General features: G+C 60.2%; 12 protein-coding genes. 4 read left to right on the top strand and 8 right to left on the bottom strand.

Going from position 1 to position 14,582, the window contains the following annotated elements; genetic code table 11:
* Nucleotides 1-15: 15 nt before the first annotated feature.
* Nucleotides 16-2,613 (bottom strand): leucine--tRNA ligase, encoded by a 2,598-nt coding sequence (leuS, locus tag AUP74_RS00410; RefSeq protein ID WP_069945821.1) that lies wholly within the window; start codon nucleotides 2,611-2,613, stop codon nucleotides 16-18.
* A gap of 91 nt (nucleotides 2,614-2,704) precedes the next feature.
* On the opposite strand from leuS, the gene AUP74_RS00405 reads away from it, so the two are divergent.
* The 3 genes from AUP74_RS00405 (at nucleotide 2,705) to AUP74_RS00395 (ending at nucleotide 4,553) form a co-directional block, all read left to right on the top strand.
* Nucleotides 2,705-3,154 (top strand): zinc ribbon-containing protein, encoded by a 450-nt coding sequence (locus AUP74_RS00405; protein ID WP_069948605.1) that lies wholly within the window; start codon nucleotides 2,705-2,707, stop codon nucleotides 3,152-3,154.
* Nucleotides 3,154-3,933, top strand: coding sequence for a YdcF family protein (locus AUP74_RS00400; RefSeq protein WP_145924272.1), 780 nt, complete (start codon nucleotides 3,154-3,156; stop codon nucleotides 3,931-3,933). Before AUP74_RS00405 ends, AUP74_RS00400 begins: the two co-directional genes overlap by 1 nt.
* Before the next feature lie 245 nt (nucleotides 3,934-4,178).
* Nucleotides 4,179-4,553: a hypothetical protein gene (locus tag AUP74_RS00395; RefSeq protein ID WP_069945820.1), complete on the top strand. Its 375-nt coding sequence runs from the start codon at nucleotides 4,179-4,181 to the stop codon at nucleotides 4,551-4,553.
* Between the two features lie 31 nt (nucleotides 4,554-4,584).
* On the opposite strand, the gene AUP74_RS00390 is transcribed toward AUP74_RS00395, so the two are convergent.
* Nucleotides 4,585-5,499 carry a TIGR01777 family oxidoreductase gene (locus AUP74_RS00390; protein ID WP_069945819.1) on the bottom strand — a complete coding sequence of 305 codons (915 nt, stop codon included), beginning with the start codon at nucleotides 5,497-5,499 and terminating at the stop codon, nucleotides 4,585-4,587.
* A gap of 355 nt (nucleotides 5,500-5,854) precedes the next feature.
* Between AUP74_RS00390 and AUP74_RS00385 the strand changes: the two genes are divergently transcribed.
* Nucleotides 5,855-6,292 carry an acyloxyacyl hydrolase gene (locus tag AUP74_RS00385; protein WP_069945818.1) on the top strand — a complete coding sequence of 146 codons (438 nt, stop codon included), beginning with the start codon at nucleotides 5,855-5,857 and terminating at the stop codon, nucleotides 6,290-6,292.
* Nucleotides 6,293-6,375: 83 nt separating this feature from the next.
* On the opposite strand, the gene lnt is transcribed toward AUP74_RS00385, so the two are convergent.
* From lnt to AUP74_RS00355, 6 genes are all read right to left on the bottom strand, one after another.
* Nucleotides 6,376-7,953, bottom strand: coding sequence for an apolipoprotein N-acyltransferase (lnt, locus tag AUP74_RS00380; protein WP_069945817.1), 1,578 nt, complete (start codon nucleotides 7,951-7,953; stop codon nucleotides 6,376-6,378).
* A gap of 52 nt (nucleotides 7,954-8,005) precedes the next feature.
* On the bottom strand, nucleotides 8,006-8,902 hold the full coding sequence (locus AUP74_RS00375) for an HlyC/CorC family transporter (protein ID WP_193427347.1): 897 nt from the start codon (nucleotides 8,900-8,902) through the stop codon (nucleotides 8,006-8,008).
* A 44-nt stretch (nucleotides 8,903-8,946) separates the two neighbouring features.
* A complete protein-coding gene (gene ybeY / locus AUP74_RS00370) occupies nucleotides 8,947-9,432 on the bottom strand; it encodes an rRNA maturation RNase YbeY (protein ID WP_069945816.1) in 486 nt (161 codons plus the stop codon).
* A gap of 24 nt (nucleotides 9,433-9,456) precedes the next feature.
* Nucleotides 9,457-10,479 carry a PhoH family protein gene (locus AUP74_RS00365; protein WP_069948602.1) on the bottom strand — a complete coding sequence of 341 codons (1,023 nt, stop codon included), beginning with the start codon at nucleotides 10,477-10,479 and terminating at the stop codon, nucleotides 9,457-9,459.
* Nucleotides 10,480-10,664: 185 nt separating this feature from the next.
* Nucleotides 10,665-12,074 (bottom strand): tRNA (N6-isopentenyl adenosine(37)-C2)-methylthiotransferase MiaB, encoded by a 1,410-nt coding sequence (gene miaB / locus AUP74_RS00360; protein WP_226999844.1) that lies wholly within the window; start codon nucleotides 12,072-12,074, stop codon nucleotides 10,665-10,667.
* A gap of 105 nt (nucleotides 12,075-12,179) precedes the next feature.
* Nucleotides 12,180-14,312, bottom strand: a complete 2,133-nt coding sequence (locus tag AUP74_RS00355) for a hypothetical protein (protein ID WP_069945815.1) — start codon at nucleotides 14,310-14,312, stop codon at nucleotides 12,180-12,182.
* Nucleotides 14,313-14,582: the final 270 nt, after the last annotated feature.

Genomic DNA, 14,582 nt, shown 5'->3' with positions numbered 1-14,582 from the left:
TACTTGGCGACCCGTCTACTTGGCAACGACATTGACCAGCTTGCCCGGGACCACAATCACCTTGCGCACGGTCGCGTCACCGATGAACTTCTGAACGTTCTCGTTCGACAGCGCCATCTGTTCCAGAGTTTCCTTGGCGGCATCCGCGGGAGCTTCCAGCTTGGCCCGTACCTTGCCATTAACCTGTACCACCAGGGTAATGCTGGAGCGCACCAGGGCTTTTTCGTCCACCTGCGGCCAAGTCGCGTCAACCAGCGGGGTATCGTTGCCCAGCGCCTGCCACAGCTGGTGGCAGACGTGCGGGGTGACCGGTGCCAGCAGCTGCACGGCGGCTTCAAGAGCCTCGCGCTCCACAGCCAGGCCCTGCTCGCTGTCGCGTTCCGCAAGCTTACCCACCTCGTTCAGCAGTTCCATGACTGCGGCGATGGCGGTGTTGAAAGTCTGGCGGCGGCCGTAGTCGTCACTGACCTTCTGGATTGTCTCGTGGGTCTTGCGGCGCAGTTGCTGTTGCTTGTCACTCAAACTGCCGGCATCGATGGCTGCAGTCATGCTGCCGGTGTCGAGATGGCCGTGCACGGTCTTCCACAGTTTGCGCAGGAAGCGGCTGGCGCCCTCGACGCCGGCGTCGTGCCACTCGAGGGTCTGCTCGGGCGGTGCGGCGAACATGGTGAACAGGCGCACGGTATCGGCGCCATACTCTTCGACCGCCGCGTGGGGGTCGATACCGTTGTTTTTGGATTTGGACATCTTGACCACACCGCCGGCAGTCACTTCCTCACCGGTGGCGCGCTCGACGGCACGGATGGCCTTGCCTTTCTCGTCGCGCTCCACATCCACGTCGGCGGGGTTGATCCAGGTCTTGTGGCCATCTTTCTCCTTGTAGAAAGACTCCGCCAGCACCATGCCCTGGCACAGCAGCTGTTTGAACGGCTCGTCGCTGTCTACCAGGCCTTCGTCGCGCATCAGCTTGTGGAAGAAGCGCGCATACAGCAGGTGCAGGATGGCGTGCTCGATACCGCCCACATACTGGTCCACCGGCAGCCAGTAGTTGGCGCGGTCCGGATCCAGCATGCCCTGCTCGAAATCGGGGCAGGTGTAGCGGGCGTAGTACCAGCTGGACTCCATAAAGGTGTCGAAGGTGTCGGTCTCACGCTCCACCGGCTCACCGTTGAGGTCGTCCTTGCGCCATTCCGGATCGGCCTTGATCGGCGACTGCACACCGTCCAGCTCTACATCTTCCGGCAACAGGATCGGCAGTTTGTCCGCCGGCACCGGAATCTCGCCGCCGTCGGGCAGGTTGAACATGGGAATCGGCGCCCCCCAGTAGCGCTGGCGGGATACCCCCCAGTCGCGCAGGCGGTAGTTGGTGGTCACCCGGCCCTTGCCCGCCGCAGACAGTGCGTCGGCGATGGCATTGAAGGCCGCCTCGAAATCCAGGCCATCAAAGCCGCCGGAATTCACCAGCACGCCCTTTTCGACAAAGGCCTCTTTATCCAGGTCGATGGTCTCGTCACCGGCCGGCGTCACCACCTGCTCGATCGGCAGGTCGTACTTGCGGGCAAATTCCCAGTCGCGCTGGTCGTGGGCGGGCACCGCCATCACGCAGCCGGTGCCATAGTCCATCAGTACATAGTTGGCGACCCATACCGGCACTTCCTCGCCGGTGATCGGGTGCACGGCCTTGATGCCGGTGTCCATACCGCGCTTTTCCATGGTGGCCATATCGGCCTCGGACAGGGACTGCTTCTTGCACTCCTCGATGAAGGTCTTCAGCTCGGCGTTGTTCTCCGCCAGCTCCAGCGCGATCGGATGTTCGGCGGCGATGGAGACATAGGTGACACCCATCAGAGTATCGGGGCGGGTGGTGTACACATCGAAGTGGTCCACGCCGGCTATGGTGTGGGGCAGGGCAAAGCTCAGTTCGACGCCCTTGCTCTTGCCGATCCAGTTGCGCTGCATGGTACGCACCTGCTCCGGCCAGTCGGGCAGCTTGTCGAGGTCGTTGAGCAGTTCCTCGGCGTAGTCGGTGATCTTGATAAACCACTGCGCCAGCTCGCGGCGCTCGACGGTGGTACCGCAGCGCCAGCAGCAGCCGTCTTCGACCTGCTCGTTGGCCAGTACGGTGGCGTCATGGGGGCACCAGTTCACCGCGGAATTCTTCTTGTACACCAGGCCTTTCTCGTACAGGCGGGTGAAGAACCACTGCTCCCAGCGATAGTAGGAGGGCTGGCAGGTGGCCAGCTCGCGGGACCAGTCAAAGCCGAAGCCGAGTGCTTTCAGCTGGCCTTTCATGTAATCAATGTTGGTGTAGGTCCACTTGGCCGGGGCGGTCTTGTTCTGGATCGCCGCGTTCTCGGCCGGCAGGCCAAAAGCGTCCCAGCCCATGGGGTGCAGCACATTCTTGCCCTGCATACGCTGGAAGCGGGAAATCACGTCGGTAATGGTGTAGTTGCGCACATGCCCCATGTGCAGCTTGCCGCTGGGGTAGGGGAACATGGACAGGCAGTAGAATTTTTCCTTGCTGGTGTCCTCCGTGACCTCAAAGCTCTTCTGCTCCTCCCAGAACTCCTGGGCGGCGGCTTCGACTGCGGAGGGGTTGTACTGCTCTTCCATCGGCGGGAACCTATACTCTGTGACTCAATTCGTAGTGGGAATTCCAGTCCTGTTCGTACACTGGAAAGCGCGGAATTATATGAGGGATGCCATGACGAAGGAACCGAAGTTGCCCCCTGAGGAGGATCTGGCGGAAGAACTGCGCCAGGATCTGGAAAACCTGATCGAGGGTGAGCTGGCCGTGGAGGACCTGACGGCCAACAAAATGGCGTTTCTGCGCGCCTGGCTGAAGGACGACCTGCACCGGGCCGCGGACTACCTGCGTGGCCTCGGTGGCGAGCTGAAGACCACGGAGGAACGCGCCGGTGAGTGGTTTCTGGACGCGGCGGACCCCACCGAGACCGCCTGGCCCAAGCTGATGCACTGTATCAAGGCGGGGCAGCCCTGGGCTCTGGCGGGAGAGACGGTGGCGGCCGGGGAAGAGCTGCAGTGCCTGGGTTGTGGCTATCGGGCCCTGCCACCGGAGAATGCCCAGATCACACCCTGCCACCGCTGCGGCTACGGCGTATTCCGCCAGATCAGTGGTGGCCTCGAGCGCTGATGGAATCCCATGCTGCGCTGACCACACTGGTGATGCCTCCCCTGGCGCCGCTGCTGGGGCTGTTGCTGGCACTGTTGCTGTGGCTGCTGCCCTCGTCCTCGATTTTCGCAAAACTGTCACTGCCGGTGGCTATTCTGTCCGCCGCTGTCCTGTGGATTTCGGCGACACCGGTCTTCTCTTACTGGCTCGGCAAGCAGGTCGGGCGTGCGCCGACCGCGGCCGAGGCTGTCCCACAGGCGGTGGTCGTGCTCGGAGCGGGGCGTTACCGGGATGAGAAGACCGGTAACGAACGGTTGTCGGCCACCAGCCTTGAGCGACTGCTCTGGGCGGTGCAAAAGGGCCCGTCACAGCTGCCGGTACTGGTCTCGGGAGGGCGTGTATACGCCGAAGAGCGGGACGCGGAGGCGCAGCTGATGGCCGTCATGATGAAGGAGCAGCTGCAGCGCCCGGTGACTTGGCAAGAGAATTGCAGTCGTACCACGGCGGAGAATGCCGTTAACAGTGCAGCAATGCTCCATGACTCCGGTGTTGAGAGCATCGTCCTGGTGACCCACTGGTGGCATATGCCGCGCGCAGCCCGGGCCTTTGCCCGCGCCGGCCTGCAGGTCCAGCCATTGGCCGTGGGTAGCGCTGACGAGCTGTTACCGCGAGCACAAGGCGGGCTGCTGGGCTGGTTGCCCACGGCGTCGGCCATGCTGCGCACCCAGGTGTACTGGCGGGAGCTACTCGGTCAGTGGTGGTATTACTGGAGGCCTATGCCGCCAGAAAACGAATGTTGAGGAACTAACGTCCCAGTCCGTCTTCACAGGACTAGCGGATAACGCGATCCAATGGATCGCCGAATAAGCACGAATAATTGGCGTCAATAGACAGGCCGGAACTCCGGTTTTGGTCACGATTACGCCTTGGCGGGCCCTGTTAAAGGGGCCTACGATGTTAAGCCCACGGTGGCGCCAAGTAGTGAAAAATCTATGGAGCAGTGGCTGTGGATAGCAACCATAAGAATAAAAGAGGTACCGCTGAGATGACCGGATTTCCAGCGTCTTTCTCTCCCCTTCAGCTTCACAACCGCCTGAATCGTCTGGTGCAGATCGGTTTCCGCCGCGTACGTCGCGATGGCCGCGAGCTGGTCTTTCTCACCGCCGGCAGCGAAGCGGGCATTCTGGTACGGAAGAACTTCGAGACCTTTGCCGGGCAGATCGTGCGGGAGTTTCGTATCGATCCGGCTGAGACAGACTTCATCGAGCTGCGACTTGAGGCCGGCAACCCCAGCTGGTACCGCTGGCATGCCCATTGGGTGGGCTCTGCCCCAATGGAGTGCAGTGCCGAACCGGTGGTGGGGGAATCTGGTCGCCGTTACCTGATGGAGGCTCTGGAGACCAGCGAAGAGGCAGCCTGACTCTCGCCGGCAAGGCCGGCATTGTGATGATTCAGGCCTGAGCCTTGCGAGGCTGGCGGTTGTCCAGCAGGTCGGCGAGGGCCGCTTCGAGGGTGGGAAAGCGGAAGGTATAACCGGTATCCAGTGCGGTGCGCGGTTCCATCCGGCCGCTCGCCAGTAGCAACTCTTCTGCCATCTCACCGAACATCAGCTTCAGTGCCCAGCCCGGTGTACGCATCAGGCAGGGCCGGTGCAATTGCTTTGCCAGCAGCCGTGAGAAGCTGTTATTGGTCACGGCTTCCGGGGCGCAGGCGTTGAACGGCAGGCAAACATGTCGATCGATAGCGTGCAGCATCAGCCCGACAATATCGTCTTCGTGAATCCAACTCATCCACTGTTCGCCGGAGCCCATGGGGCCTCCGACGCCGAGCCGGAATGGTGGCAGCATCTGGGTGAGTGCGCCGCCGCGTGTGGAGAGCACGATGCCTGTGCGCATGATACCCACGCAAATTCCCGCCTGCTGCAGGGGCATGGTGGCTGCCTCCCAGTCGCGGCATAGCTGGGCGGCAAATCCTCCACCGGGTGGGCTGCTTTCTTTCAGCAGGTCGCCGCCCCGGTCGCCGTAGTAGCCGACTGCGGAACCGGAGAGCACGAACTTGGGTCGCTGTGCCAGAGACAGGCACCAGCGCACCAGCAGCTCTGTGGTGTCGATGCGGGAGTTGCGAATCTCGTCGCGGCGCTTTTCCGTCCAACGGTGGCTGATGGGTTCGCCGGCCAGGTTGATCACTACATCGACCGGCTCTTCGACCTGATGGAGTTCGGCCACACCGGTGGCGGACTCACCGCACAATTCACGCACCTTCTCCGGTTGCCTGCTCAGCACGGTGACGGAATCGCCACGCGCGAGCCATTGCTGGCAAAAATGCCGGCCGATCAAGCCGGTGCCGCCGGTGATAAGACAATGCATAGGTTGGGCATCCGTGCCGTTATTCATTTATTGGTCAGCATAATAGCAGCCGGTAGCAGTATTCATGCGGCTTGCAGGCTATTTATAAGCATTCTTGCGCAGTGTAAGCCAATCAATTCTTGCTCTGGTGTATTTTGGCGCCTGCTTGCAGTTTCAGGCCTGGTAAATGCCGTATTGATTTGGCCTTAGCCAATGGGTTTGTTGAAGCATTTCGACTACGGCGGCCCAGTCGCATCGTTTGCTATACTGCGAACACTTTATGGGCAAAAGGATTTTGTCCGTAACCTGCGTAGTAGAGGTACATAGGATGTTGAGCAGGGCCTTTGCAAGGGTAGCGGGGATTTGTTGTATCCCGGTGATTTGGCTGGCACTTGTCGGTTCAGCCGTTGCAGAGGAAAGTCGCGAGAATGTTTTTTCGATCGGTCTTGGCCAGACCCTGTTCAACGGTGATATGACTGCAGCGGAAGTTTCCATCCGTCACCAGCGATGGGAACTGGGTGGGGTCATTCTCGGTCAGGGAGATACCTCAGAGGGGGCGCAGGAGCGATTGGGATACGCCGCCTCGATTACCCGCATGTTGCGCCCTGGCTGGGAATGGTGCCGGGGCAGCGTCTACGGTCGGGTGGGACTGGCCTACGTGGATGGCTCCCCGCTGGTTGGCCATTTCAATTTCAGAACCGGTGTCGGTATCGACTTCCGGGGCTTTTCCCTTGAATACCAGCATCTATCCAGTGCTAGCCTGACCCGGCTCAACACCGGTATCGATGTTATTCAATTCCGCATTCCCTTTTAGTCGGTTAGCCGGCGCCCCGATTCAGGGGATTCGATGCGTTATTACGGCGTAGCGAACTATCCGCGCTGAGGCGGCTGCCGGTTTCAGTTGCCGTCCGCCGCCTCACCGGTGAATGCCGGCTCTCCCTGAATTCTGCGGGCACGCTGCATTAACAGTGCTGCGGTGAGCATGGCGACGGCGAGCGCCAGCATTCCCCAGAGGCCCAATAGCATGAATGGGGTGGCACCGCTTCTCGCCGCAACCTTGCCGGTCATGATGGCGCGCTCGAACTGGGGCAGGCGTTCGGTGATCCGTCCGTGCGGGTCGACGATGGCCGTGACCCCGGTATTGGTGGCGCGCACCAGATAGCGATCGGTCTCCAGAGCCCGCATCTGCGCCATCTGCATATGCTGCAGGGGGCCGATGGAGGCGCCGAACCAGGCGTCGTTACTGATGGTCAGGAGGATATCCGAGGTCAGGGCACTCTCGGCCACCAGTGCCGGGTAGACGATTTCGTAGCAGATGAGTGGAGCCCAGCCGGCACCGGCGGCCAGCAAGGGTTGTTGTTCATCCGGCCCGGGGCGGATAAATGACGTGGGCAGGTCAAAGAACTCGATGGTGCCACGCAGCCAATCCTCCAGCGGCACATACTCGCCAAAGGGTACCAGGTGGCGCTTGTGGTAGACATGTGGACTGCGGCCGAATACGGCGGCGGAGTTGTGTACCAGCCTCCGCGGAGCTCCGTTCTCAGGCGTTTCGATGCGGTCGTAGAGAATGCCGCTGATCAGGTCGATGCCGGTTTGCTCGGCATTCCTCTGCAGTGCCTGCATGAGGTTTGGAGCCTGGCTGTATAGCAGCGGCAGTGCGGCCTCTGGCCAGATGATCACGTCCACGTTCTGGCTGGCGAGCTCGCGGGTGCCCTCCTGGTAGCGGCTGATGGTTTCTCCGCGAAACTCCGGCAGCCACTTCTTTTCCTGAGGGATGTTGGCCTGTACCAGGCCCACGGTGATTTCCTGGCCCCGTTCGGTCCACTCCACATGGGATAGCAGGGCGCCCGCGGGCCAGGTCAACGCAGCGACGATCAGCAGTGCCAGGTTGGCCCTTTGCTGGCGGAGGGGCAGTTTGCGTGCGGCCAAGAGTGCGATGACCGCGGCGCTGAGTGCAAGCAGCAGGCCGATGCCGTAGACGCTCAGAACCGGTGCCCAGCCTGAGAGCCAGGTGTCGATGTGGGCGTAGCCGGCGAACAACCAGGGAAAGCCGGTGAACAGCCAGGTGCGCAGCCACTCGCTCAGGAACCACAGGGCGGGGAAGGCGAGGCCGAAGCTCAGCGGGTTACCGGTGAAGCGGCCGATCAACAGGAATGGCAGTGCCAGGATGGCGGCCAGGATGGCAACGAATCCGCCGGTCAGTAGCAGGCCCAGTGCCATCGAGGAACCGCCGAAATCGGTAATCGACACGTAGACCCAGGAGCCGCCACTGGCAAAAAGTCCCAGTCCAAAACAGAACGCCAGCCAGAAACCGGCTCTCTTTCCCAGTCGGCCGGTATCCGCGGCGTATAAATTCAGCCAGGCAAACAGGGTCAGCGAAACCAGCCCGGTAGGCCAGTAGCTGAAGGGCGCAAATGAGAGTGTCATCAGGCCGCCGGCGGCGGCACTGGCGAGGGGTAGAAACAGTTTTCGCATGGATTTTATCTCACTGGCGCCCCGCGCCTGCAGGGCACCCGGGCGACGCTGTTTACTCCTCTTCGCGGGGCTGCCGGCGTTGGCGGCTCACTCGCAACAGGTGTATCTGGCGATTATCGGCGTAGAGGACCCGGAAGCGGAAGTGCCCCAGGTCGGTCACTTCGTCGCGACTCGGCAGGTGGCCGAATGACTGCATGATCAGGCCGCCGACAGTGTCGAACTCCTCGTCGCTGAGTTCGCTCTCGAAATATTCGTTGAACTCCTCGATCGGGGTCAGGGCCTTCACGATGAAGTCATTGTCGCCCACCTTGCGGATAAAGCTATCCGCTTCCTCCTCGTCCGTCTCGTCTTCGATTTCACCGACGATCTCCTCGAGGATGTCCTCGATGGTCACCACGCCGGAGACACCACCATACTCGTCGATCACGACGGCCATGTGATAGCGGTTCTCGCGGAACTCCCGCAGCAGGATGTTGAGGCGCTTGCTCTCGGGGATGATATTGGCGGGGCGAATGATACTTTCGAGCTCGAAGCCCTCGAGGCCCTTGAGAATCAGCGGGAGGAGATCCTTGGCCAGCAATATGCCGCGAATGTCGTCGATGCTCTCGCCGATCACCGGGAAGCGGGAGTGCCCGGATTCGATGATCTTGGGCAGAAACTCTTCCGGCGTATCCTGGAGGCTGACTACCACCATCTGCGAGCGGGGAATCATGATCTCCCGCACCTGCTGGCTCGAGACGTCCAGAGCGCCTTCGATGATGGACAGGGCCTCGGCGTCTACCAGCTTGTTGTCTGCCGCATCCTTGATGATGTCGAGCAGCTCGTCGCGGGACTTGGGCTCGGCGGAAAAGGCGCCGAACAGTTTTTCCAGCCAGTTCTTCTCCCCCGATCGGGGCTTGCCGGAAGACTGGCTACTTGGGGGTTCGTCTGTGGTCATGGATGTGGCCATGCTCCGGTTTCTCTCGTCGTGTCTCAAAAACGCCTTGCGGCCGCTCAGGCCCGGGGGGCCTCTGTCGATCGGTCTGCGGGCTGGTAGGGGTCGGCAATGCCCAACCCTGCCAGCACCTTCACTTCCAGGCCTTCCATGAGCTCCGCGTCGGCATCCTCGATATGGTCGTAACCCAGAAGATGCAGTGTGCCATGGACCACCATGTGTGCCCAGTGCGCAGAGGTCGCTTTGTGTTGCTCTCGCGCCTCCCTGGTGACTACGGGTGCGCAGATCACGAGATCGCCAAGCAACGGCAATTCCACATCTGCGGGCAGGTCTGCCGGGAAGGATAATACATTGGTGGGCTTGTCCTTGCCCCGATAGTCGCGATTGAGCTGTTGGCTCTCATCTTCATCGACGATGCGCACCGACAGTTCTGCTTCCTCCCGGTGGGCGCCAAGCGCTGCCTGTACCCAGTGGTGGATCTGCTCGTCAGACGGGAGGTTCGTGGCGCTACTGGCCCGCTGTACGTCTAGGTGAAGTTCCGGCATATCCGGGGCTCACGGAGCGCGGCCTCAGGCCGCGTCTTCGCTCCGCTTTTCTGCAGCTTCACGAGCCGCTTCATGGATATCGTAGGCTTCGACGATGCGCTGAACCAGTGGGTGGCGCACCACATCCTTGGCGCCGAAATGGGTAAAGCTGATACCGTTGACCTTGCCCAGTACCTCGATGGCGTGACGCAGGCCGGACGCCTGGCCGCGGGGCAGGTCGATCTGGCTCGGGTCACCGGTAATTACCGCAGTGGATCCGAAGCCGATGCGGGTCAGGAACATTTTCATCTGTTCACGGGTGGTGTTCTGGCTCTCGTCCAGGATCACGAAGGCGTTGTTCAGGGTGCGGCCGCGCATGTAGGCCAGCGGTGCCACCTCGATCACATTGCGCTCGATCAACTTGCCTACCGTCTCGAAACCCAGCATTTCATAGAGGGCGTCGTAGAGCGGACGCAGATAGGGGTCAACCTTCTGGCTCAGGTCGCCGGGCAGGAAGCCCAGCTTCTCGCCAGCTTCCACCGCAGGGCGCACCAGCAGGATGCGCTCAACCTCGTCCTTCAGCAGTGCTTCCACAGCACAGGCGACGGCGAGGTAGGTCTTGCCGGTACCGGCAGGGCCGATGCCGAAGTTGATATCGTTGGTCTGTACCGCGCGCACATACCGGCGCTGGTTCAGTCCCCGGGGGCGCACAGAGCATTTCTTGGTGCGGATCAGCACAACCTCGTCTGCATCGCTGTCGCTCTCGGACTCACTCTTCTGCAGCAGTTCCTCAACGCCGGACTGCTGCAGGGCCAGGTGGATCTCGTCGGGCGTCAGGTGATCGCGCTTCTCGGTTTCCCCATAGAGGAAATTCAGCAGTTCACCGGCGACGCGGGCGCTCTTGGGTTCACCGTAAAAGGCGAACTCATTGCCGCGGTTGCGGATTTCAATATCGAGTCGCTGTTCTATCTGACGCAGATGTTCATCGAACTGGCCGCAGAGATTGGCGAGGCGGCGCGCGTCGTTGGGTTCGAGGGTGATGCTGTGGGCGAGGGTATGTGTTTCCAAATTGGTTTCCGGCACCTTTAACTGGGGGATTCACTGCTAGGGTATACCGATTTTCCCGGTAGGGGAAAGGCCGCGATATGACCAATACCTTCTAACTGTAAAAACCGCTTATAACATAGGGGTATTACAGTTTCGGGGCTGTGACCAATTGGCCGACAGCCCCGACGGTCTCGCGGCTCGACTCTTCAGAAAAGCGGACCATCCAGTTCTGAGGTGATCAGGGTGCCGCGCAGGGAGTTCGGCAGTGCTTCCTCGATCACCACATCGGCGAATTTGCCAATCAACGCCATATCGTCGGCGCGGAAATTGACCACGCGGTTGTTTTCGGTCCGGCCCTGCAGCTGGCCCGGGTCCTTCTTGGAGACGCCGGTGACCAGAACCCGCTCGGTGTTGCCCACCATGCGGCGGGCAATTTCCGCCGCCTGCTGGTTGATGCGGTGCTGCAGCAGCTGCAGGCGCTGCTTTTTCAGCTCTTCCGGGGTGTCGTCTGGCAGATCCGAGGCCGGCGTGCCGGGGCGCGGTGAATAGATGAAGCTGAAAGAGATATCGAAGCCGACATCCTGAATCAGTTTCATGGTGTCCTCGAAGTCCTTGTCGGTCTCACCGGGGAAGCCGATGATAAAGTCAGAAGACAGGCAGATATCCGGGCGGATCTTGCGCAGGCGGCGGATCTTGGACTTGTACTCCAGCGCCGTGTGGCCGCGTTTCATGGCCATCAAGATGCGGTCGGAACCGCTCTGTACCGGCAGATGCAGGTGGTTGACTAGCTCCGGCACCTCGGCATAGACATCGATCAGCGCATCGGAGAATTCCACCGGGTGGGAGGTGGTGTAGCGGATACGGTCGATGCCGTCGATGGCCGCCACGTAGGTGATCAGCTCGGCGAAGTCCACGATCTGGCCATCGTCGCCGGGGGCCCGGTAGGCGTTCACGTTCTGGCCCAGGAGGTTCACCTCGCGCACGCCCTGGTCAGCCAGATGCGCCACTTCTTCCAGCACGTCAGCGACCGGACGGCTTACCTCCTCACCGCGGGTGTAAGGCACCACACAGAAGGTGCAGTACTTGGAACAGCCCTCCATGATGGAGACGAATGCGGTTGCGCCCTCTGCCTCCGGTTGGGGCAGACGGTCGAACTTCTCGATCTCCGGGAAGGTCACGTCCACCACGACAGCGCCGCTCTTCTGTTGGCGGGTCTCCATCATCTCCGGCAGACGGTGCAGGGTCTGTGGGCCGAAAATCAGGTCGACATAGGGCGCGCGCTTGGCGATCGCCTCGCCTTCCTGGCTCGCCACGCAGCCGCCGACACCGATCACCAGATCGGGATTTTTTTCCTTGAGGTGCTTCCAGCGGCCCAGCTGGTGGAACAGTTTTTCCTGTGCCTTCTCGCGGATAGAACAAGTGTTGACCAGCAGGACGTCGGCTTCCTCGGGATCGTCAGTTGTAACCATCGCGTGCGACTCGCCGAGCAGATCGCGCATGCGCGCCGAGTCATACTCGTTCATCTGGCAGCCGTGGGTTTTGATGTAGAGCTTTTTGGTCTTGCGCTCGCCTTCGGCGAGGGCGTTTTGCTCGGATACGGTCATGGTTTGAGTCATGGGTACCTGGTCAAAAAATGTTCAGCGGGTTGTGGACGGCGCATTATAGCGGTATAGGGCAGAAGTACCAGCGGCAGGCCCGGGGTGCCGGGCCGGTTTTTCAGGTCATTCCGATGCGGCAGCGAGCAGGATCTGTGCATGGACTTCTGGTGCGCTTACTTGCAACTCCGAAAGCAGAGTCTTCCGCAGTTGCGAGGCCCGCTGATCGAGGGTTTTCAGCAGAGGCTTTACCCGTGGGTCGTCAGCTATATACGGCAGCGCCTTGCGCATATCGCCGAAGAGCATCGGCGCCCCTTTTTTGACGGACCCCTCGAGCAGGGCAACAGCCTTGTCGACCTCTCCACGAATGGCAAAGTAGGCGAAGCCCCGTTGCAGTACTTCCCAGCTGAGATTGGCGCGGCGGGTATCAAAGCGCGGCCCGCATAACCTGCCTGTTTGGATCAACTCTTTTTCCAGTTGGAGTTCAACCAGGACAATTTGCAGATCCGGCATGCACGGCGGCACTGTCTTTTGGTTTCCGCTGGCAATCATGGGCTCCAACAGTTTACGGGCCTCTTCCTGCCTGCCCTGCAGGTTGAGGAGACCTGCGTATTGGATGATAGAGAATGGATCATCAGCGTGGGTTTCTTGAATTTTCTTGCTGAACGTTGCTGCGGCTTCAATGTGGCCGAAACTCCAACGCTCGCTGGCCTGCCAGTAAAGGCGGATTTCATTTTCTTCGTCGCTGACCAGATCGGCAGAATAGAAGCCCAATCCCGAGAGAAAGATACTTAGCCAGGCCCTGGTGTTCAGCGTTGAGTCGCCATTGCGTTCCAGGTTGATCGCAATCAGCAACGCCTTGGAGAAATTCCCTTCCATCATGTTGACTATCACCTGCGATTGGCCGGTCAGAGGTGAGTTTGGCGCGATGGATGCTAATGTCTGTGCGGCCCGTTTTGCATTGCCCAGGTTTCCAAAATTTGCATTTAGCAATACTGTATTGGTGTTGATCAGTAGTGAAAGTGGGTCGATCTCACGGGCTTTTTCCAGATCCCTGAGCCCTTCGGAAAAATTAACATGGTTGATTTTGTACGATGAGCGCCAGACCAGTGCCTCCGCATAGTTGGGGTTTAGCTCGATGGCGCGGTCCAGCCCTGCAAGCACTTCTTGCGGGGTATTACCCAAAAAGTTGCTGAGCGCATGGGCTTCAGGTAATTCAGGAGCAAGCTGCCTGGCTTTTTCGTAATGTGGCATGGCCAGATTTCTAGCCTGTGCATTGGTGAACTCTCCATAGTTGCCCGTGCCTCTCCTGAGCAGCATATAGTTGAGTGCAAGTGCTGCGTGACCTTCGGCAAAGTCCGGGGCTAGCGCGACGGCCTCCTTGAAAAAGGGCACGGCAGCCAGAAGGTTCTCTTTGGTGCGCTTTGACTGTAGGTGCTTGCCACGCAAGTAGAGGTCATAGGCCTCCAGGTTCTGGTTGCTCCTGGAGGCCGGTTTTTGCCCAAGCAGGTGCACTTCCATGGCGGAGAGGATCTGACCGGAAATTTCATCCTGCAGTGCGAAAATGTCAGCCAGGCTCCGGTCATAGGTTTCCGACCAGAGGTGGTAGCCATTGTCGGCACGGATCAGCTGCGCGGTGATCCTTATCCTGTCGCCAAACTTGCGTATCGACCCTTCAAGTACGTGGGCTACATCCAGGGTTTCGCCAATTTTACGGATATCCTGGTCTTGTCCTTTGAAGGCAAAGGAGGAGGTTCGCGCGGCTACTTGCAGCCCCGGGGTTTTCGCGAGCACGTTGAGAATCTCTTCGGAAATACCGTCGGAAAAGTATTCCTGGTCTTTGTCCGGCGACATGTCCACAAACGGTAATACCGCGATTGAAGGTGAGCGGGTGGTTGGTTCGAGATCACTGTTATTCCAATGCGCGAGGTAGGGGGCAGCCGATACGCCAATCAGAGCGACGATCAGTACGGCCAGCAGCCCGTCGGTGATGCGCAGGCGCGCGTTAAGGGCGTCATCCTCAACGATGCGTGTACGCCGGAGGCCCTCCGGTGTGATCTCAAATGCCCAGGTGAACACCATGGTGATGGGTAGCCCCAGAGCCAGCAGGATGATGACCATGGTGTCGGTCCAGCCTGGCAGGCTTAGCGGTGCCTCCACGGCAACGGCGATTTGGATAATGATCCAGCTGACAACAACATAGACTCCGGAGACCCGGAAAATGTTGCGGCGCTTGAGTTCAGAGATTAACTGGCGCATAGGGACTGAGGCTTTGGTACCTTGTGACACTGTCTAAGACCCGGCTGACCTCATATGCACCACTTGCCGGGCGGATAGTCCATCATAGCAGTTGTCACGTTCTCTTCCAGTCTCTGACCCGTTAGTCGGGTTGATGTCCACAGGTCAATTTATGCTATCCTTGCGCGCTTTTTAGGCAGGGGGTACTGCGTACGGCCCCAGTCCCAAGTTGTAGCAGGCTCCGTGCCCCTGGTTTACAGTGGCCCCGCGGGACCTGTGTCCGAGTGGTCC

It is taken from the genome of Microbulbifer aggregans, from assembly GCF_001750105.1.
GTDB lineage: Bacteria > Pseudomonadota > Gammaproteobacteria > Pseudomonadales > Cellvibrionaceae > Microbulbifer > Microbulbifer aggregans.
The sequence above is the reverse complement of the archived record's forward strand: the minus strand, read 5'-3'. Positions and strand labels throughout refer to the sequence as shown.

Bases quoted from the DNA above. Each gene is read 5' to 3' on its own strand.
- leuS (WP_069945821.1), bottom strand. From the start codon at position 2,613: ATGGAAGAGCAGTACAACCCCTCCGCAGTCGAAGCCGCCGCCCAGGAG.
- AUP74_RS00405 (WP_069948605.1), top strand. From the start codon at position 2,705: ATGACGAAGGAACCGAAGTTGCCCCCTGAGGAGGATCTGGCGGAAGAA.
- AUP74_RS00400 (WP_145924272.1), top strand. From the start codon at position 3,154: ATGGAATCCCATGCTGCGCTGACCACACTGGTGATGCCTCCCCTGGCG.
- AUP74_RS00395 (WP_069945820.1), top strand. From the start codon at position 4,179: ATGACCGGATTTCCAGCGTCTTTCTCTCCCCTTCAGCTTCACAACCGC.
- AUP74_RS00390 (WP_069945819.1), bottom strand. From the start codon at position 5,499: ATGCATTGTCTTATCACCGGCGGCACCGGCTTGATCGGCCGGCATTTT.
- lnt (WP_069945817.1), bottom strand. From the start codon at position 7,953: ATGCGAAAACTGTTTCTACCCCTCGCCAGTGCCGCCGCCGGCGGCCTG.
- AUP74_RS00375 (WP_193427347.1), bottom strand. From the start codon at position 8,902: ATGGCCACATCCATGACCACAGACGAACCCCCAAGTAGCCAGTCTTCC.
- ybeY (WP_069945816.1), bottom strand. From the start codon at position 9,432: ATGCCGGAACTTCACCTAGACGTACAGCGGGCCAGTAGCGCCACGAAC.
- miaB (WP_226999844.1), bottom strand. From the start codon at position 12,074: ATGACTCAAACCATGACCGTATCCGAGCAAAACGCCCTCGCCGAAGGC.
- AUP74_RS00355 (WP_069945815.1), bottom strand. From the start codon at position 14,312: ATGCGCCAGTTAATCTCTGAACTCAAGCGCCGCAACATTTTCCGGGTC.